This window comes from Actinokineospora enzanensis DSM 44649 (assembly GCF_000374445.1).
Lineage (GTDB): Bacteria > Actinomycetota > Actinomycetes > Mycobacteriales > Pseudonocardiaceae > Actinokineospora > Actinokineospora enzanensis.
The window spans coordinates 258,238-277,759 of record NZ_KB894408.1 but is presented as its reverse complement, the minus strand read 5'-3'; the positions used below and the strand labels follow the sequence as shown (position 1 = coordinate 277,759).

Sequence of the window (19,522 nt, the reverse complement as noted above, 5' to 3'; positions counted from 1 at the left end):
GAGATGGCCGATCACGCGTACTTCACCATGGCCACCGGAATGCCGGTCTATTTCTGTGACCCGCACAGCCCATGGCAGCGGGGCACGAACGAGAACACGAATCGACTGCTGCGCCAGTATTTTCCGAAGGGGACCGACCTGTCGGTCCATTCCCAGGCTCACCTCGACGCGGTCGCCCGGGAACTCAACGGCCGTCCCCGTGAGACCCTCGGCGGCTACAAACCCGTCGAGAAGATGAACGAACTCCTGCTCAGACACGGTGGCGCAATGACCACATGAGGTCAAGCCGTGCTTGGCTCCGCGCTCTCCGCTGACTCGCGTGCTCTCCGTCGCGCCCTCCGAATCCGACTTCTCCCGCTCTCCTCCCGATCCTCCGAACCTGACTCCCGCCGGCGTCCCGTGGCCTTTGCTTCCCGCTCGCCCCCACCTCTTTACTCGCAACGAACGACACGCCCGGGAAAGTTCCTTGTCCACAGCGCACAACGGGGTGAATCCACGGTCACCGGGTGTCATGAGAATCGGCAGCACAACAGGAATCGCCCACCCTTGAGGCGTTGTCGCGCCTGATCGTGGACATGATCGACCGGCTCGGTTATCGGGGTGCCCGCGTCCTTGATCGACAACGCGGCTCGGGCCAGCCGACCGATGATCTTCACAAGATCGGGAGCGGTGCTCCGGGCGGATCATGGGAACCGCGCTGGTGGGCCGCCCCGGAGCGGGGCAGGCGTTCGGTCGACGGGTGGGTGTCGTGCGGTCGATCACGGCGTGGACGTGGAGTCGGCTGGTCGCGGGGGCGTTACCTGGGGGAATGGCGGAGTCGGGGGCGGAAGGCCGATGCGCCGGACGGGCCGGGGCGGGCCGTGCCAGGATGAGGGAGTGACCAGGCCTGACCCACGCCAGACCGCCGCACTGTCGGCCGCCCTATCCCGGGCCGTAGACCTGTCCGCGCTGAAGGCGCGCGCGGACGCCACGAAGACGGCGCCGCCCGCGGTCGGGGCGAACACCGCCGCCGCTGCCGGCCCGGTGAGCGGGTTCGTCATCGACGTGACCGAGGCGAACTTCGAGGCCGAGGTCGTCGAGCGCTCGCTGCAGATCCCCGTCGTCGTCGCGCTGGTCGCGGGCTGGTCGGCGCAGTCCAAGCAGCTGCTGGCCACGCTGGAGAAACTGGCCGCCGAGGGCCGCGGCGCCTGGCGGCTGGCCGTGGTCGACGTCGAGGCCAGCCCGCGGGTGGCGCAGCTGTTCGGTGTCCAGGCGGTGCCGATGGTCATCGCCATCGCCGCCCGGCAGCCGGTCGACGCGTTCAACGACGTGCCGCCGGAGGACCGCGCCCGCCAGTGGATCAACAGCATTCTCGACGCCCTGCGCGACCGCCTCCCCGGCATCCGCGCCGCCGAGGCCGACGCGGGTCCGGTCGAGGAGCAGCCGGAGCCGGAGGACGAGCGCTTCACCGTCGCCCAGGACGCCCTGGAGAAGGGCGACTTCACCGCCGCCGAGGCGGGCTACCAGGCCATCCTGGACGCCGAACCCGGCAACACCGACGCCCGCGACGCGCTCGCCCAGGTCCGGTTCCTGGCCCGCACCCAGCAGACCGACCCGTCCGTCATCGTCCGCGCCGACACGTCCCCGGACGACATCGACGCCCAGATGGCGGCGGCCGACCTGGAACTCGCGGGCCAGGCCGTGGAGAAGGCCTTCGCCCGCCTGATCGCGGCGGTCCGCCGCTCGTCGGGCGCCGACCGCGACAAGGCCCGTACCCACCTGGTATCCCTGTTCGACCTGTTCGCCGCCGACGACCCGCGCGTGGCCAAGGCCCGCCGCGACCTGGCGAGCGCCCTGTTCTGATCGCGAGTGGACTGAGGGCCCCGGCAATCCCGGGGCCCTTTTTCTGTTTGTCGGCGCGGCCTTCGGGCTCTCGGTCGCCGTTCGACGGGAAGGGGATGGCAAAACCTGGACTTCGACGGATCTCGGCTGTGGCCAAATCTTTGCGCACAGGTTCGATCGGCAGGCGAGCCGGTTTTGTCGGTGTCTCCCGACAGAATGGTGCCCGGGGGTCGAAGGTCGCGCCGGGTACCAGGTGCTCGGTTTGATTGTGGGTTTCTCGTGACGGGATTCGAGTGATCGAGTCGTCCGTGGGTGTGATCGGTGAATGGTCGGAATTGTCAGGGGGAATGGAATTCGGGCGGACGGAGGGCGCCCCGCGCCGGTCGGGGTTGGGCCGGTTGGGGCACACTGGGGCGGTGAACCGACCCCGAGTGCTTCGGCTGGTCCCCGTCCTGTCGGTGGTCCTCGCGTTGTGCGCGTGTACGACGACCGTGTCCGGTACGCCGGTGGGGCAGGGGTCGGTGGTGACGACGCGGCCGGATGAGCCGGGGCCGCAGGGTGGGGTGGACGCGTCGTTCGTGCGGAATGGTGATGGGGGCGAGATCGATCGGTTGGCGGCGACGGTCGTCACCGATGTTCGGACGTTCTGGGAGCAGACGTTCCCGGTGGCGTTCGGCAAGCCGTTCAAGGATTTGAGCGGGGGGTACTACTCGGTCGACACGTCCGACTCGGCGGCGCCGACGCCGCCGTGTGCGGAGAGCGCGGCCGAGGTGGAGGGGAACGCGTACTACTGCCCGGACGCGGACATGATGGCGTGGGACCGGGCCGCGTTGCTGCCGGTGCTCAAGGAACGGTTCGGCGAGGCGTCGGTGGTGCTCGTGCTCGCGCACGAGATGGGGCACGCGGTGCAGAGTCGGAGCGGGATCGGGATGTCGGAGCGCAAGTCCGACCCGGGCCGGTACCCGACGATCCTCGTCGAGGCCATGGCCGACTGCTACGCCGGGGCGTTCGTGCGGTGGGTGACCGACGGCAAGTCGCCGCACCTGCGGTTGCCCGCCGAGCGGATGGACTCCGCGTTGGCGTCGCTGATCACCTTCCGGGACCCGGTCGGCACGGACCAGACCGACCGGGGCGCGCACGGGGACGCGTTCGACCGGGTCTCCGCGTTCCAGGACGGGTTCGACCAGGGCGTGAAGCTGTGCGCGGGGATGACGGTGGACAACCGGGTCTTCACGCTCAGCGGGTTCCGCACCGCCACCGAGCAGGCCAACGGCGGCAACCTCACGTTCCGGCAGATCTTCGAGTCGACCGTGCCGCTGCTCGAACAGTATTACGGCGGCGTGGTAAGCCAGGCGGGCAAACAGTGGGTGAACCCGGCCACCCACCCGGGCATGGACCTGGCCGGCTGCGACGGTGCCAAGCAGGGGCCGATCGCCTACTGCGCCCAGGGGCGCACCATCGAGTACGACACCGCCAAGGAGCTTCCCGGGATCCACGCCGACATCGGCGACTACGCGACCGCCACCCTCCTGTCGAGTCGCTTCGGGATGGCCGCGCTCGCCTCGCTGGGCAAGCCGATCGACGGCCAGGACGCCGGGCGCTCGGCGGTGTGCCTGTCCGGCGCGTTCGCCGGGTGGACATACACGCTGCCCGACCAGTTCCTCTCGCCCGGCGACCTGGACGAGGCCGTTCAGGTGCTGCTCGACTACGACTACGCGGCCCGGGGCGTCGCGGGCGCGGCGGGCGACGGCGGGTTCGAGCGAGTACGCGAGTTCCGGGCCGGGTTCACGCAGGGTGCGCGGAAGTGCGGTCTTTCGTGACGTAGCGAGATCCGCCCACATCAGGGCACCGCCCCCAGTACTGTGCTGCACAGTCGGACACAAGGTGGAGTGAGGGTCACGGTGCGGGTTCTGGGTGCGCGAGGGCGGGTCGCGGCGACCCTGCTGGTGGCGGCCACGCTGGTCGGACAGCTCGGTGGCTGCTCGACCAAGCAGATCGCGGGCCAACCGCGCGGCGTCGGCGACATCGACGCGGGCTCCGCGGCGGGCATCCCGGTCAACAACGACGGCCCCACCGGCCCGCGGAAGGGCGCCGCCGACGCGAGCATGCAGGTGGAGAACGCCGACAACGGGGAGATGGACCGGCTCGCGGTCAACGCGCTCTCGGACATCTACGACTACTGGTCCGAGGCGATGCCGCGCGACTTCGACGGCAAGCAGTTCACCCCGATCACCCGGCTCGCCTCCTACGACTCGCAGGGCAAGGCCATCAAGCTGTGCGGGCAGAGCACCGCCGACCTGGTCAACGCGTTCTACTGCGGCGCGGACGACAGCGTCGCCTGGGACCGCGGCGTGCTGCTGCCCATGTTGGACAAACAGTTCGGCCCGATGTCCGTGGTGGCCGTGCTGGCGCACGAGATGGGCCACGCCGTGCAGTTCCGGCTCGGCGAGCAGAGCAACATCAACCAGGCCACGCCGACGATCGTCAAGGAACAGCAGGCCGACTGCTACGCGGGCGGCTTCTTCCGCTGGGTGGCCGAGGGGCATGCCAAGCACTTCGACGTCAACACCGGCCAGGGCCTCAACCACGTGCTGGCCACCATGTTCTTCATCCGCGACCCGGCAGGCCTGTCGGCCAGCAAACAGGGCGCGCACGGCCTCGCCTTCGACCGCGTGTTCGCCTTCCAGGCCGGTTTCGCCGAGGGCGCCAAGCGGTGCGCGCGGATGGACGTGGCGGAGATCAACAGCCGGGTCGTGGAGAGGGAACGCGCCGAGGCGGAGATGAAGACCGCGAAGAACGGCGACGTGAAGTTCGACTCCCGCGACGTGCAGGACCTGCTGCAGAAGAGCCTGGACGAGGCGTTCAACCGGGCCAACGCGACGCGGCCGACGATCACCTACAAGGGCGCGTCCTGCAAGCAGGGCAAGTCGACCCCGCCGGTGTCCTTCTGCGAGCAGGAGAACTCGATCGCGGTGGACCCGGACGCGATGGAGAAGATCGCCACCCCGCCCAAGCGCGGCCAGGAACCCGGAGTGGACGGTGCGGGCATCGGCGACTTCGCGGCGTTCGCGGAGATCGCGTCGCGGTACTCGCTGTCCATCCAGAAGTCGCTCGGGGCGCCGTTGGACGGGGACAAGACGGGCCTGCGCACGGCGTGCCTGACCGGCGCCTGGGCGAAGTTCACCGACCTGGACGCCGCCGGGGACCGCAAGCTGCGGCTGGCCATCGGGGACCTGGACGAGGCCGTGGCGGAGCTGCTGCAGGACAAGAGCCTGGTGGCGGCGGACGTCAACGGCAAGCAGGTGCCGTCCGGGTTCGCCCGGGTGGAGGCGTTCCGGATCGGATACTTCGAGGGCGACAAGGGGTGCGCCGGGCAGTTCAGCTGAGGTCTCGGTCATGGGGACGAGTCTGGGCGTGGGTGGGGGTTTCGTGCTTGAAGTTGTCCACAGGGGTGGGTTGTCCACAGGGTGCCGGGGTTGTCCACAGCTCTCGGTCGGGGGATATTGACAGCGTTCATGATCGCGTAGGGTCCCTTTAGTGGGCCCGCCCCCCGGGTGGGTGGGGGTCTGTTTTGCGGTGGGGGCGCGGGGCGGGAAAAGGGCTGCGTTCACGCGATCGGATGTGTGTTTTCGGGCGAGGTGCGGTTGTCCACAGGTGTGGGGATTCGTCCACAGGGCGCGGTCGAGGGAGGTTCGCCGTGGGCGCGGCGGCGTAGGTTCCACGGTCGTGGGTCGTGTTCGAAGGTCTGTGGGGAAAGAGAAGCGGCGTTCACCCGGTTGGGGTGAACGCCGCGATGTGTTAGGAGTGGGCTAGTCGGGCTCGGGGGTGAGCCAGATGACGCCCTGTGGGGGGAGTTGGAGGAGGAGGGAGGTGGGGCGGCCATGCCACGGCCGGGGTTCGGACTCGACGCTGCCGAGGTTGCCGACGCCGGAGCCGCCGTACGTGTGGGCGTCGGTGTTGAGGATCTCGCGCCACCGGCCGGGGCGGGGGATGCCGACCCGGTAGTCGTGGTGCGGGGAGCCGGAGAAGTTGGCCACGCACAGGAGTTCCGTGTCGGCCGCGGTGCGCAGGAAGCTCAGGACGTTGCCCGCCGAGTCGTTCGCGTCGATCCAGGCGAAGCCCTCGGGGCGGGTGTCGTCCAGGTACAGCGCGGGCTGGTCGCGGTAGGTGGCGTTGAGGTCGCGGACCAGGGCACGGATGCCTTGGTGCAGCGGGTCTTCCAGCAGGTCCCAGTCCAGCGAGCGGGACTCCGACCACTCGCGGCGTTGGCCGAACTCGCCGCCCATGAACAGGAGCTGTTTGCCCGGGTGCGCCCACATGAAGGCCAGCAGCGCCCGCAGACCCGCCGCCTTGTTCCAGTCGTCGCCGGGCATGCGGGTCCAGAGGGAGCCCTTGCCGTGCACGACCTCGTCGTGCGACAGGGGCAGCACGAAGTTCTCGCTCCAGGCGTACACCAGCGAGAAGGTGATCTCGTTGTGGTGGTACGAGCGGTGCACGGGGTCATGGCCCAGGTAGCCGAGCGTGTCGTGCATCCAGCCCATGTTCCACTTGAAACCGAAGCCGAGGCCGCCAAGGTGCGTCGGGCGGGTCACGCCCGGCCAGGCCGTGGACTCCTCGGCGATCATGACCGTGCCCGGGTGGTGCTTGTAGACGGTCGCGTTCAGCTCCTGCAGGAACCGGACCGCGTCCAGGTTCTCCCGGCCGCCGTGCTCGTTCGGCAGCCACTCGCCGTCGCGGCGGGAGTAGTCCAGGTAGAGCATCGAGGCGACGGCGTCCACGCGCAGGCCGTCGATGTGGAACTCCTCGATCCAGTACAGGGCGTTGGCCACCAGGAAGTTGCGGACCTCCGCGCGGCCGAAGTCGAACACGTACGTGCCCCAGTCCGGCTGTTCGCCGCGGCGTGGGTCGCCGTGCTCGTAGAGCGGGCTGCCGTCGAAGCGGGCCAGTGCCCAGGAGTCGCGGGGGAAGTGCGCCGGGACCCAGTCCATGATCACGCCGATGCCGCGCTCGTGCAGGGCGTCGACGAAGTGGCGGAACTCGTCGGGGGTGCCGAAGCGGGAGGTGGGGGCGTAGTACGAGGTGACCTGGTAGCCCCACGAGCCGCCGAACGGGTGCTCGGCCACCGGGAGCAGCTCCACGTGCGTGAAGTTGTGCTCGACCAGGTAGTCGCCCAGCTGGTCGGCCAGCTCCCGGTAGCCCAGGCCCTCCCGCCACGAGCCAAGGTGGACCTCGTAGGCGCTCATCGGGGCCGCGCTCCACGCCGTGGCGTCGCGGCGGGCCAGCCACTCCGCGTCCTGCCAGCGATACTCCGAAGTGGAGACCACCGACGCGGTGGCGGGCGGGACCTCGGTGGCGAACGCCATCGGGTCGGCCTTCTCGTGCCACGAGCCGTCCGCGCCGTGGACGCGGAACTTGTAGCGGGTGCCGGGGGTGACGCCGGGCAGGAACAGCTCCCACACCCCGGACGAGCCCAGCGAGCGCATCGGGTTCGCGCGGCCGTCCCAGCCGTCGAAGTCGCCGCACACCCGCACGCCGCGCGCGGTCGGTGCCCACACCGCGAACGAGGTGCCCTCGACCACGCCCTTGGGCGTGTCGTAGGCGCGCACGTGCGCGCCCAGCACGTCCCACAGCCGCTCGTGCCTGCCCTCGCCGAACAGGTGCAGGTCCAGCTCGCCCAGCGTGGGCAGCCAGCGGTACGGGTCGTCCACCAGCTCCGGGCCCGCGCCGTAGTCGACCTCCAGCAGGTACTCGCCCGGGGTGGTGTCCAGCTCCACCGCGAAGACGCTGTCCGCGACCTCCTCCAGCTCGTGCCTGCGCTCGCCGACGAGCACCGCGACCGACTTGGCGTTGGGCCGCAGCGCGCGGATCACCGCGCGGCCCGGTCTCCCCGGCATGGCGTGCACGCCCAACAGCGAGTGCGGGTCGTGGTGCGCGCCCGCGAGGAGCCGTTCGATCTCGTCAACCAAGAGGAATCAACCCTGGGCTATGTAGGAATGGAGCTGGTCGCGGTCGGCTTCCAGCTGGCTTATGTGGCTCTTGACGACGTCGCCGATGCTCACGATCCCCACCAGGGCGCCGTCGTCGAGCACCGGCACGTGCCGGATCCGCTGCTCGGTCATGGTGCTGGCCAGGCCGTCGACGTTGTCCTCCGGCCTGCAGGTGAGCACCTGCCTGCTCATCAGCTGTTCCACGGTCCATTCCAGCGCGGCCGCGCCGAGCTCACCGAGCGCGTGCACGACGTCGCGTTCGGACACGATCCCCATGACCGGGTCCGCCGCGCCGCCGCCGGTCGTCACGACCAGCGCGCCGACGTTGTGCCGGACCAGCGCGGCGACCAGGTCGACCACGCTCGCGCCCGGTGCCACGGTGGCCACCTCGGCCCCCTTGGCGCGCAACACATCCGAGATACGCATGCCCGACACCCCGATCCTGGTCCTGGCGCCTCCTGGCGAACCGGTGTTCTCGATCAGGCTAACCACGTTTCCGAATACCCGAAACTCGTACTGCCTAAAAGTCGCAATCACCGATTCGCCGGGGTCCGGCGGATCGCGGCCAGCGGGATGGGCACCCAGTCCGGCCGGTTGCGGTGCTCGTAGCCGACCTCGTACACCGCCTTGTCCAGCTCGAAAGCCCGCAGCAGCACCGGGTTCGCCAGCGGGTCGTCGCCCACCGACGCGTAGCCCGCACAGAACGCGGCGCGGTTGCGGTCGGCCCACTCGGCGGCCCGGGTGAGCCGCTGGTGGTCGGGTTCCTCGCCCGCCAGCAGGTGCAGCGCGGCGTAGTCGAACGAGCGCAGCATCCCGGCCACGTCCCGCAGCGGCGAGCGCGGCAGCAGCCGTTCCGCGGGCGCGGCGGCGGGCTCGCCCTCGAAGTCGATCAGCACCCAGCCCGCGGCCGTACGGAGTACCTGGCCAAGGTGCAGGTCGCCGTGCACGTGCTGCACGGCCATGCCGGGCAGGTCGGCCATCGCGTCGAAGGCCGACCGCAGCGCGGGTTCGTCCGCGCGCAGCCCGGGCACGTCGTCGAGGACCGCGTCCAGCCTGCGGTGCATGCCCACCAGCTCGGCGGCGATGCCCGCCGGGCCTACCGTGCGCGTGCCCAGCGCGGTGGCCAGGTCGACGTGCACGCGGGCCACCGCGGCGCCGAGCCGTTCCGCCTCGCCCGCGAAGTCGCCGCCGACCTCGCCCGCGTGCAGGTCGGCCTCCGCCAGCAGGTCCCGCACGCTGGCCGTGGCGGTCGCCCAGCCCTCCACGGCGTCGCCGAGGAAGCGCTGCGCGAAGCCGAGCGTCGTGCCTCCCGCGTCCTCGGCCATGGTCACCGTCGCGACCGGCTCGGCCACCTGCGCGCTGCCCGCCCGGACCAGGGCCCGGTGCAGGTCGACGTCCCGGTTGGGGCCGGGCGCCGGTCGGCGGTAGAGCTTGAGGATGTAGTGCTCGCCGAACACGATCGACGAGTTGCTCTGCTCCACGCCGATCGGCCGCGCCCGCAGCCCGGTGGTCAGCGCGACCCCGGGCTCCGGCCGCCAGTCCAGGCCGCCCGCGTCCGACCCGGCGGCGAGCAGGTCGAGCAGCCCCGCCACCAGGTCCGGGTCCTGCGCCGCCTCGTAGACGTACGCGTCGTCGAGCCTGCCCACGACCGCGGGCCGCAGGTGCTCGGGCACCTCCGCGCGGATGCCGAACAGCAGCTGGTAGCGCTCCCCGTCGGCGAGCACGAGCGCGTGCACCAGCGCCGGGTCGCCGTCGGTGACCGGGGCCGCGCGCTCGACCCGCACCGAGGTGATCTCCCGCCCCTTCGCCGCGAACCAGCGCTGCGCGGGCAGCCAGGTCCGGAGGTCGTCCGCCAGGGACTCCACGGCGTCCAGGGGTCGGGTGCTCACTGCGGCTCGCCCTCCTCGTGCGGTCGGGTGATCTGGAACCAGTAGAAGCCGTGCCCGGGAAGGGTCAGCAGATAGGGCAGTTCCCCGATCGCCGGGAAACGAACCCCACCGGTCAGCTCCACCGGCACGCAGCCGTCGTGCTCGGACAGGTGCAGCTCCACCGGCTGCGGGAACCGGGACAGGTTGTTCACGCAGATGACCACGTCGTTGTCGTGCTTGCGCAGGTAGGCCAGCACGCTCGGGTTCGACGAGCCCAGCTCGGTGAAGTCGCCGAGGCCGAAGGCCGGGTGCTCGGTGCGGACCTGGAGCATGCGGCGGGTCCAGTGCAGCAGCGAGGACGTGTTGTTCATCTGCGACTCGACGTTCACCGCCTGGAACCCGTACACCGGGTCGGCGATGGTCGGCAGGTACAGCCTGCCCGGGTCGCAGCGGGAGAAACCGGCGTTGCGGTCGGGGGACCACTGCATCGGCGTGCGCACCGCGTCGCGGTCGCCCAGCCAGATGTTGTCGCCCATGCCGATCTCGTCGCCGTAGTACAGGACAGGCGAACCCGGCAGGGACAACAACAACGCGGTGAACAGCTCCTGTTGGTTGCGGTCGTTGTCGAGCAGCGGCGCCAACCGGCGGCGGATGCCGATGTTCGCCTTCATCCGCGGGTCCTTGGCGTACTCCGCGTACATGTAGTCGCGTTCCTCGTCGGTGACCATCTCCAGGGTCAGCTCGTCGTGGTTGCGCAGGAAGATGCCCCACTGCGCGCCGGACGGGATCGACGGGGTCTGCGCCAGGATCTCCGAGATCGGGAACCGCGACTCCCGGCGCACGGCCATGAAGATGCGCGGCATCAGCGGGAAGTGGAACGCCATGTGGCACTCGTCGCCGCCCGCGCCTGCGTCGCCGAAGTACTCCACCACGTCCGCGGGCCACTGGTTGGCCTCGGCGAGCAGGACCCGGCCGGGGAACTCGTCGTCCACGACCTTGCGGCAGCGCTTGAGGAACCCGTGCGTGCGGGGGAGGTTCTCGCAGTTGGTGCCCTCCTCCTCGAACAGGTAGGGCACCGCGTCCAGCCGGAAGCCGTCGATGCCGATGTCCAGCCAGAACCGCAGCACGTCCAGCATGGCGTCCTGGACCTCGGGGTTCTCGTAGTTGAGGTCCGGCTGGTGGGAGAAGAACCGGTGCCAGTAGAACTGCCCGCGCACCGGGTCGTACGTCCAGTTCGACGTCTCGGTGTCCACGAAGATGATCCGGGCGTCGGCGTACCGGTCGTCGGTGTCCGACCACACGTAGTAGTCGCCGTACGGGCCGTCCGGGTGCTGGCGGGACTCCTGGAACCACGGGTGCGCGTCCGAGGTGTGGTTGAGCACCAGGTCCGTGATCACCCGGATGCCGCGCTTGTGCGCCTGGTCGAGCAGGTAGACGAAGTCGTCCACCGTGCCGAACTCCGGCAGCACCGCGCGGAAGTCGCTGATGTCGTAGCCGCCGTCGCGCAGCGGGGAGGCGTAGAACGGCGGCAGCCACAGGCAGTCGATGCCGAGCCACTGCAGATAGTCGAGCTTGTCCGCCAGCCCGCGCAGGTCGCCGGTGCCGTTGCCGTCCGAGTCGTTGAACGCGCGGACGAGCACCTCGTAGAAGACGGCACTCTTGTACCAGCGCGGGTCCGGTGGCGCGGACTGCGCGTGGTGGAAGTCCTCGGCCTGCGGCTCGGTGAGGTGACCGTCGGCGGTCACCGCCTCGCCGGTGTGCGGGATGCCCGCCAGCCCCAAAGCCGCGTCGGGCGCGGTCGTGTCCTGAACCGTCATGCTCCTCGCCCCGTCACCGTCGTCGCTGTCGGTCCGCCTGAGCTGCCCCGGCCTACCGCTCCGTGCAGGCGCGACCCCTGTCCGACCTGCCGGTCTCCCCGTCGCCGCGCGGGCGTCCGGTGTGCCCGGCGACCCCCGCGGGCCCCGGTGATGTCCGTAGGCACCCTTCAGAGGAATACCACCCCGGCCCGGGTTTCACGCGTCGAAGACGATCACGATCGCGCGTCACCGTCGAATGTGGACGATGTGGGCCACCGCGGACCACGGGTCGAGGCGCACGTAGTTCGCCCCGCTCCACTGCCAAGTCTGCCCGGTCACCTCGTCGTAGGCCACGTGTGCGCGGTCCGCGGACAGCCCGAGCGCGTCCAGGTCCAGCCACAACATGCCGTCCTGCACCGAGTTCGGGTCCAGCGTCACCACACACACGACCGTGTCACCGGTACCCGGGTCGGTCTTGGAGAACGCGAGCAGCGCGTCGTTGTCCACATGGTGGAAGCGCAACGTGCGCAGCTGCTGCAATGCCGGGTGAGCCCTGCGGATCGCGTTCAGCCGGGTCAGCCACGGTTGCAGCGACCGGCCCTCGGCGAGCGCGCGCGCGTAGTCCCGCGGGCGTAGCTCGTACTTCTCCGAGTTCAGGTACTCCTCACTGCCCGGCCGCACCGCCTCGTGCTCGTACAGCTCGAAACCCGAGTACACACCCCAGGTCGGCGACAGCGTGGCGGCGAGCGCGGCGCGGATCGCGAACATCGCCGGGCCGCCGTGCTGCAGCGACTCGTGCAGGATGTCCGGGGTGTTCACGAACAGGTTCGGCCGCGCCTCGTCGGCGTGCTCGACCAGCTCCACACCGAAGTCGACCAGCTCCTGCTTGGCCGTGCGCCAGGTGAAGTACGTGTAGGACTGGGTGAACCCGAGCTTCGCCAGCCCGTACAGCCGGGCCGGGCGGGTGAACGCCTCGGACAGGAACAGCACGTCCGGCGCCACCGCCTTGACCTGGCGGATCGTCCACTCCCAGAAGTCCGGCGGCTTGGTGTGCGGGTTGTCCACTCGGAACACCCGGACGCCGCGGTCCACCCAGAACAGCAGGATCCGCAGCACCTCCGCGTAGAGGCCCTCCGGGTCGTTGTCGAAGTTGATCGGGTAGATGTCCTGGTACTTCTTCGGCGGGTTCTCCGCGTAGGCGATCGTGCCGTCCGGGCGGGTGGTGAACCAGTCCGGGTGCTTGATCACCCACGGGTGGTCCGGCGCGCACTGCAGCGCGAAGTCCAGCGCCACCTCCATGTCCAGCTCGCGCGCGCGGGCCACGAAGGCGTCGAAGTCGGCGAACGTGCCGAGCCGCGTGTGGATGGCGTCGTGGCCGCCGTCGGAGGAGCCGATCGCCCAGGTGGAGCCGACGTCGCCGGGCTTGGAGTCGACGGAGTTGTTCGGGCCCTTGCGGTTGTCCTCGCCGATCGGGTGAATCGGCGGCAGGTAGACCACGTCGAAGCCCATGGCCGCGACCCGGTCGAGCTCCCTGGTGGCGGTCTTGAACGTGCCGTGCACCGGCTTGCCCTCGGTGTCGACACCGCCGGTCGAGCGGGGGAACAGCTCGTACCAGGAGCCGTACAGCGCGGTCCTGCGGTCCACCCACAGCTGCAGGGACTTGCCCTTGGTGACCAGCTCGCGCACCGGATGCTCGGACATCACCCGACGGGCGGAGTCCGACAGCGCCTCGGCGATCCGCGCGGACAGCGGCATCGTCTCGTCGCGCAGCGCGCGCGCCGCGGACACCAGCAGCTTGCGCTCGGCGCTGCGGTCCGGCCTGCGGCCCACCCGCTCCAGCAGCCGCGCCCCGGCCTCCAGGTCGTTGGCCAGCTCGTCGGCCTGCTGCCCGGCGGCCACCTTCACCTCGACCGTGTGCGTCCAGGTGGCCCACGGGTCGCTCCACGCGTCCACCCGGAAGGTCCACAGGCCCTCGGCGTCCGGCACGATCGTGGCCGCGAACCGGTCCAGGCCCACACCTTCGGGGCGCATCCGGGTGCGGCGGGCCTTGCCGTCGTGCGGGCCGCGCCAGCTGACCGTGGCGGCCACCGCGTCGTGACCCTCCCGCCAGACGGTCGCCCCGATGGGGATGTGTTCACCCACAACGGCTTTGCCCGGATACCGACCGCAGGACACGATCGGGGAGACGTCGTCGATACCCAGCCGACCGCTCACCGGTCCGGCTCCTTCCCGTCGCGGGTGTCTGCCGTCAGTCTGCCTGGTGCGTCCCGGCACGCCACCGGTGGCCTCCGGCGGGTGTCGGCGCGCGGGCCCCCGTTCGGGTGACCACTAGCAGACGTACCCACCGCGGGACGAAGGGAACCGCCCCGGTCGGGAGAACTGTCACCCGGCCTTCGCGAAACCGCCATCCCGACTCCGCCCGGGCACCGGGCATTCACCCGATCGCTGCGCCGCGACACTCCCGTGTGGTCGGACGCCCGGCGACAATCCGACCAGTTTCCGGCCCGCGGCACCCGCGTCGACCAGCGACGATCTTCGCTCGTGCGGCGCGGCGGCGACGCACACGGCTTGCTCGATCCAGGCAGGCCAGTAGGGTCGGATCCCGTGAAAGCCGTACGTCGATTCACCGTCCGCGCCGGGCTCCCCGAGCCGCTCGCCGATCTGGGCGTCCTCGCCACGAACCTGCGCTGGACGTGGCACCCGCCAACGCAGGACCTGTTCGCCGCGGTCGACCGCGGCATCTGGGAGCGGGTCGGCGGCGACCCGCTGCACCTGCTCGCCCAGGTGCCCGCCGGACGGCTGGAGCACCTCGCGGGCGACCCGGAGTTCCTCGGGCGTGTCGCGGAGGTGGCCGACGACCTGCGCCGCTACCTGGAGGAGCCGCGCTGGTACCAGCGGCACGGCGGCGACAACGGCACCCGGCTGCCCGGGTCCATCGCCTACTTCTCCATGGAGTTCGGCGTCACCGAGGCGCTGCCGAACTACTCCGGCGGCCTCGGCGTGCTCGCGGGCGACCACCTCAAGGCGGCCTCCGACCTGGGTGTGCCGCTGATCGGCGTCGGCCTGCTCTACCGCTCCGGCTACTTCCGCCAGTCGCTGTCGCTGGACGGCTGGCAGGTGGAGCACTACCCGGTGATCGACCCGAACGGCCTGCCGCTGGTGCCACTGACGGAACCGTCCGGCGCGCCGATCCTGGTGCACGTCTCCATGCCGGGTGGCCGGGTGCTGCGCGCGCGGATCTGGCGCGCGCAGGTGGGGCGCGTGCCGCTGCTGCTGCTCGACTCGGACATCGAGGAGAACGCCGACGACCTGCGCGGCGTCACCGACCGGCTGTACGGCGGCGACCAGGACCACCGCATCCGCCAGGAGATCCTCGCGGGCGTGGGCGGTGTCCGCGCGGTACGCACGTACTGCGAGCTGACCGGCGTGCCGCAGCCGGAGGTGTTCCACACCAACGAGGGCCACGCCGGGTTCCTGGGCCTGGAGCGGCTGCGCGAGCTGGTGTCCGGGCAGGGCCTCGACTTCGACCAGGCCCTGTCGGCGGTGCGCGCGGGCACGGTGTTCACCACCCACACCCCGGTCCCGGCGGGCATCGACCGCTTCCCGGTCGACCTGGTGCAGCACTACTTCGGCGACGGCACGCTGCTGCCCGGCATCGACCTGCGCCGCGTCCTGGCGATGGGCGCGGAGGAGAACGCGGGCATGTTCAACATGGCCCACATGGGCCTGCGCCTGGCCCAGCGCGCCAACGGCGTCTCGCGGCTGCACGGCGCGGTCAGCCGGGAGATGTTCGGCGGCCTGTGGCCGGGCTTCGACACCGACGAGGTCCCGATCTCCTCGGTGACCAACGGCGTGCACGGCCCCACCTGGGCGGCCCGCGAGATCACGGCCGTCATCGGCGACCCGCAGGACGAGGGCTACGAGCAGTTCGACGACTCGGTCACCGACGCGCGCCTGTGGGAGCTTCGCTGCGGCCTGCGCATGCGCCTGGTGGAGGAGGTCCGCCGCCGCGTCCGCGCCGCCTGGCTGCAGCGCGGCGCGTCGGCCCTTGAGCTGAACTGGACCGACTCGATCTTCGACCCGAACGTCCTGACCGTCGGCTTCGCCCGCCGCGTCCCGACCTACAAGCGCCTCACCCTGATGCTCCGCGACGCGGATCGTCTGCGCGCGTTGCTGCTGCACTCGGAACGGCCGGTGCAGCTGGTGGTGGCAGGCAAGTCGCACCCGGCGGACGACGGCGGAAAGGCCCTGATCCAGCAGATCGTCCGGTTCGCCGACGATCCCGCCGTCCGCCACCGGATCGTGTTCCTGCCGGACTACGACATGTCGATGGCCCGCTACCTGTACTGGGGCTGCGATGTCTGGCTGAACAACCCCATGCGCCCGTTGGAGGCGTGCGGCACCTCCGGCATGAAGGCGGCGCTGAACGGCGGCCTGAACCTGTCCATCCGCGACGGCTGGTGGGACGAGTTCTACGACGGCAGCAACGGATGGGCCATCCCGACCGCCGACGGCGTCCCGGATCCCGTCCGGCGGGACGACCTGGAGGCGGCCGCGTTGTACGAGCTGCTGGGGTCGCAGGTGGCGCCTTTGTACTACGACCGGGACGGGAGCGGCGTTCCGGCCCGGTGGATGTCGATGGTGCGACACACGTTGGCCTCGTTGGGTCCGCGCATCCAGGCTTCGCGGATGGTGCGTGAGTACGTGGAATCGGCTTATGCGCCCGCGGCCACCGCCAATGCGCTTGCCCAGTCCGACGATTTCCGGGTCGCCAAGGACCTGGCCGAGTATCGGAACCGGCTGGGCGGGTCCTGGGCTCAGGTTCGGGTGGTGGACTGCGAACTCGAACTGGAGGAGGGGCACACGCCGGTGATCGGGGACCGGGTTCTGGTCCGGGCCAGTGTGGATCTCGCCGGGCTGGGGCCGGATGACGTCGAGGTGCAGGCTGTCGTGGGTCGGGTCGGCGACACGGACGAGCTGTCGGACGTGGTGACCGCGGTCATGCGGCACGGGGAACGCGGGCAATACCTCGCCGAGCTGTCCCTGCCGCACGCGGGAGCATTGGGGGTCACCGCCCGGGTGCTGCCCAAGCACGGCTTGTTGGCCACTCCGGCGGAGCTGGGGAAGGTCGTCCTCGCCTAGTTGAAATGCGGAAAGCCCCTGCCCGGATCCTCGGGCAGGGGCTTTCCGCATTCGCCGACACATCGCTTTCGGCCGCACCGCTAGCCGAGGTCGAGCCGTTCCCTCGTGACAGCCACCCTCGGCCACCAGGCCACCACATGCTCCGCCTCCTCGATGGCCGCCCGAGCCGCCCGGTTGTCCCCCGCCGCCATGTAGGCCCGAGCCAACGTGGCCAGATCATCTGCCCGCCCCAACCGGTCATCCCCGCTGTCCGCCGCCAACCGGGCCAACACCACCGCCCGATCGGCATTCCCCGACAACAGCTCCCGCAAAGCCCGGCACCCGTTCAGCTTGTACCCCGGATACCCCAACGTCTCCGCGTTCTCCAACGCCTGGGCGGCGGTCCCCAGCCCGATCTCCGCCTCCAACTGCCCGGCCTCGACGGTCGCATAAGCCAACCCCGCCAACGCCGCGAACGACACAGCCGCCTCGGCGGGCGTCTGCTCGTGATCCCCGGCCAACGCCATCGCCAACAACAACGCCTCCGCGTACCGCCCCTGTGCCTGCAACACGAGAATCCGCGCGGCGGTGGCGGTCCGCAGAGTCGGATGAGCGTCGGCGATCTGCCCGGCAAGCTCGGCGGCCCGTTCGAGATTCCCGTCCTGGACGGCATCCACCGCGCTCGTCACCAACGGCGCCGCGTCCAACTGCTCCGCCCGTCTCCCCGTCAACCGGAGCAGGTGCAGGATCAGCCACCCCGTCGAGGTCGAGTCCGCGGTCCGTCGCGGGAACAGTGCGTATCCGACACTGCCCGCGCAGCCCAACGCCGCTCCCGTGCAGAAGGCGGTCTGGGCCGAGAACGCCAACCAGATCGCCCCGATGGCCGTTGCCGTTCCCAGTAGGCCGGAGCACAGGGCCGCGCCCCACATGCGGACCCGGGCCGGGGCGCGGCCTGGGCCGACCGAGACCGACAGCAGGATCGGGACCGCCCGCAGGACCAGGACGCGGCGGGGCGTGGTCCGGTCGGCGAGGCGGGTGCCGATGCCGATGACGACCTTGTGCACGCGCGCACGGCACACCAGCGCGCCGCCGAGCATGCCCAGCTGGAGGGCGAGCAGGCCGGTGAGCAGGCCCACGAGCTCGCCGAGCAGGCCTAGGGCCGACTCGCTCGCGGGGTGCGCGGTCAGGACCACGGCGCAGACGGCCACGGTCAGCAGGAGCAGGGGGTGGCGCACAATCCGGAGGAGCCGCACGAGCAACAGACGTTACGTCCCGGACGGGGGTTCCCGCAGGTCGGGGCGGGGCCAAAAGCAATCCGGATTCACCTTCGGCGCCGGGTCGGTAGGCTCGGGCGCATGTTCGTGAAGGTCTGTGGGCTGCGCACGCCGTCGGACGTGGCGGTGGCCGTGGCCGCGGGGGCCGACGCGGTGGGGTTCGTGTTCGCCAGGAGTCCGCGGCAGGTGGGCGTCGCCGAGGCGCGGGAGCTGGCCGGGCAGGTGTCGGACGGCGTGGTGACCGTGGGCGTGTTCAAGGACATCGACGCCGCCGAGGCCGCCGAGATGACCGCGGCGGCCGGGCTGGACATGATCCAGCTGCACGGGGACTACCCGCACGCGGCCTTCGATCAGTTGAGTGGGAAGCGTCTGATCCGGGCGACCGCGCATACCCCCGACACCGATGTCCACACCGGTGCGTGGGGTGAGGAGATGCTGCTGCTCGACTCGCCCGCGGCCGGGTCGGGGGAGCGGTGGGATCTCTCCACACTGGACACCGAGCCCACCGGCAGGTGGCTGCTCGCCGGTGGGCTCGATCCCGACAACGTGGCCGACGCGGTGCGGGCCGCGCGGCCGTGGGGTGTCGACGTGTCCAGCGGGGTCGAGTCGGCCAGGGGCGTCAAGGACCCCGAGCTGATCCGACGTTTTCTCGCCGCGGTCCGCGCGCTCTAGGGGACCGCGGGGGTACCGCCCTCGACCGTGGGCAGGCCTGCCGCGTGCCAGGCGCGGTAGCCGCCGATCAGGTCTGTCGCGTGCGGTAAGCCGATCCGTTTCAGGTCGCGCGCGGCGAAGCTGGACGCGTAACCCTCGTTGCACAGCACCACCACCGGCGTGTTCTCGTCGAACCCGTCGATGCGGTGGGAGCCGTGCGGGTCGAGACGCCACTCCAGGTGGATGCGCTCGACCGGCACGGCTCCGGGGATCTCGCCCTCCGCCGACCGGTTGGCCAGCGGCCGGATGTCCACCAGCAGCGCGCCCTGCTCGCGCAGCCGGTTCGCGGTCTCGGGGTCCACGCGATCCAGCTCCGCGCGGGCCAAGGCGAGCTGGTCGTCGACCGCGCTCACAACGCCACCCGCTGCGCGGGCAGGCTCGGGATCTCGTCCGGTACGTCACGCAGGCTGACGTACTCGCGCGTGGGCACCAACGGCGGTGAGTACGCGTGCACGCTCGCGGCCTGTACCGCGCCCAGGTTGCGCACCTGGTGCGCGCGTCCCTGCCCGAAACCGATGGACGCGCCGACGTCGTGTGTGTGGTGACGGATCGGGCCCGCCGGGTAGCGGTAACTCTCGGACAATTCACCGAGCAGAACCGTGAACGAACCCGCGGCACCACCGTGGTCGTGCGGGGCGGTGCCCTGGCCGGGCAGCCAGGACAGCAGCCACAGCTCCACCTCGTCGGTGAGCGCGAGCCGCGTCCACCAGCGTTGCGGACTGGCGAACCGCACCACGTCACGCAGTCTGGTGGCGTAGTCCGCCGCCACGGTGGCGGTCAGGTCGCGCAGCTCGCGCGGGGTCCACAGTGGATCACGGGGCGCGAGCAGCTCGCGCACCCCGGGCAGGTCGATGCGGTGGTGGATTTCCGGGCTGACGGCCGGAGCGGTCATCGGGTGACTCCTCGTTCGTGTCCTCATGCGACAGCCGAACGCGGCGCGCGCG

At 70.8% G+C, this 19,522-nt stretch carries 14 protein-coding genes; 6 read left to right on the top strand and 8 right to left on the bottom strand.

Features of this window, described 5'->3' with window-relative positions; genetic code table 11:
* The 4 genes from C503_RS38960 to C503_RS0110935 form a co-directional block, all read left to right on the top strand.
* A partial coding sequence (locus C503_RS38960) for an IS30 family transposase (protein WP_018682247.1) occupies positions 1 to 279 on the top strand: 279 nt, incomplete at its 5' end.
* Positions 280 to 876: 597 nt separating this feature from the next.
* A complete protein-coding gene (locus C503_RS0110945; RefSeq protein WP_018682246.1) occupies positions 877 to 1,842 on the top strand; it encodes a tetratricopeptide repeat protein in 966 nt (321 codons plus the stop codon).
* A 395-nt stretch (positions 1,843 to 2,237) separates the two neighbouring features.
* On the top strand, positions 2,238 to 3,641 hold the full coding sequence (locus C503_RS0110940; protein WP_169514529.1) for a neutral zinc metallopeptidase: 1,404 nt from the start codon (positions 2,238 to 2,240) through the stop codon (positions 3,639 to 3,641).
* Positions 3,642 to 3,731: 90 nt separating this feature from the next.
* On the top strand, positions 3,732 to 5,207 hold the full coding sequence (locus tag C503_RS0110935) for a neutral zinc metallopeptidase (protein WP_026316159.1): 1,476 nt from the start codon (positions 3,732 to 3,734) through the stop codon (positions 5,205 to 5,207).
* A gap of 423 nt (positions 5,208 to 5,630) precedes the next feature.
* Here the strand turns inward: C503_RS0110935 and glgB are convergent, their stop codons facing one another.
* From glgB to C503_RS0110910, 5 genes are all read right to left on the bottom strand, one after another.
* A complete protein-coding gene (glgB, locus tag C503_RS0110930; RefSeq protein WP_018682243.1) occupies positions 5,631 to 7,787 on the bottom strand; it encodes a 1,4-alpha-glucan branching protein GlgB in 2,157 nt (718 codons plus the stop codon).
* A gap of 6 nt (positions 7,788 to 7,793) precedes the next feature.
* On the bottom strand, positions 7,794 to 8,234 hold the full coding sequence (locus C503_RS0110925) for a CBS domain-containing protein (protein ID WP_018682242.1): 441 nt from the start codon (positions 8,232 to 8,234) through the stop codon (positions 7,794 to 7,796).
* A gap of 107 nt (positions 8,235 to 8,341) precedes the next feature.
* Complete coding sequence (locus C503_RS0110920) at positions 8,342 to 9,697, bottom strand: maltokinase N-terminal cap-like domain-containing protein (RefSeq protein ID WP_018682241.1); 1,356 nt, start codon at positions 9,695 to 9,697, stop codon at positions 8,342 to 8,344.
* The gene (gene treS, locus C503_RS0110915; protein WP_018682240.1) at positions 9,694 to 11,493 is read right to left on the bottom strand and encodes a maltose alpha-D-glucosyltransferase; all 1,800 of its coding nucleotides are present in this window, start codon (positions 11,491 to 11,493) and stop codon (positions 9,694 to 9,696) included. Before treS ends, C503_RS0110920 begins: the two co-directional genes overlap by 4 nt.
* Before the next feature lie 225 nt (positions 11,494 to 11,718).
* Entirely contained in the window at positions 11,719 to 13,686 is a 1,968-nt protein-coding gene (locus C503_RS0110910; protein ID WP_018682239.1) for an alpha-1,4-glucan--maltose-1-phosphate maltosyltransferase, read from the bottom strand.
* 390 nt (positions 13,687 to 14,076) lie between these two features.
* Here C503_RS0110910 and glgP point away from each other — a divergent pair, with 390 nt between their 5' ends.
* The gene (glgP, locus tag C503_RS0110905; RefSeq protein WP_018682238.1) at positions 14,077 to 16,614 is read left to right on the top strand and encodes an alpha-glucan family phosphorylase; all 2,538 of its coding nucleotides are present in this window, start codon (positions 14,077 to 14,079) and stop codon (positions 16,612 to 16,614) included.
* Positions 16,615 to 16,694: 80 nt separating this feature from the next.
* Here glgP and C503_RS38955 read toward each other — a convergent pair whose 3' ends face one another.
* A complete protein-coding gene (locus tag C503_RS38955; RefSeq protein ID WP_018682237.1) occupies positions 16,695 to 17,846 on the bottom strand; it encodes a hypothetical protein in 1,152 nt (383 codons plus the stop codon).
* A 102-nt stretch (positions 17,847 to 17,948) separates the two neighbouring features.
* On the opposite strand from C503_RS38955, the gene C503_RS0110895 reads away from it, so the two are divergent.
* Positions 17,949 to 18,539 carry a phosphoribosylanthranilate isomerase gene (locus C503_RS0110895; protein WP_018682236.1) on the top strand — a complete coding sequence of 197 codons (591 nt, stop codon included), beginning with the start codon at positions 17,949 to 17,951 and terminating at the stop codon, positions 18,537 to 18,539.
* On the opposite strand, the gene C503_RS0110890 is transcribed toward C503_RS0110895, so the two are convergent.
* Complete coding sequence (locus C503_RS0110890; RefSeq protein ID WP_018682235.1) at positions 18,536 to 18,931, bottom strand: rhodanese-like domain-containing protein; 396 nt, start codon at positions 18,929 to 18,931, stop codon at positions 18,536 to 18,538. The two genes, C503_RS0110895 and C503_RS0110890, sit on opposite strands and share 4 nt — an antisense overlap.
* On the bottom strand, positions 18,928 to 19,470 hold the full coding sequence (locus C503_RS0110885) for a cysteine dioxygenase (protein WP_018682234.1): 543 nt from the start codon (positions 19,468 to 19,470) through the stop codon (positions 18,928 to 18,930). The genes C503_RS0110890 and C503_RS0110885 overlap by 4 nt, the downstream gene beginning before the upstream one ends.
* Positions 19,471 to 19,522: the final 52 nt, after the last annotated feature.

Bases quoted from the DNA above. Each gene is read 5' to 3' on its own strand.
- C503_RS0110925 (WP_018682242.1), bottom strand. From the start codon at position 8,234: ATGCGTATCTCGGATGTGTTGCGCGCCAAGGGGGCCGAGGTGGCCACC.
- treS (WP_018682240.1), bottom strand. From the start codon at position 11,493: ATGACGGTTCAGGACACGACCGCGCCCGACGCGGCTTTGGGGCTGGCG.
- C503_RS0110895 (WP_018682236.1), top strand. From the start codon at position 17,949: ATGTTCGTGAAGGTCTGTGGGCTGCGCACGCCGTCGGACGTGGCGGTG.
- C503_RS0110885 (WP_018682234.1), bottom strand. From the start codon at position 19,470: ATGACCGCTCCGGCCGTCAGCCCGGAAATCCACCACCGCATCGACCTG.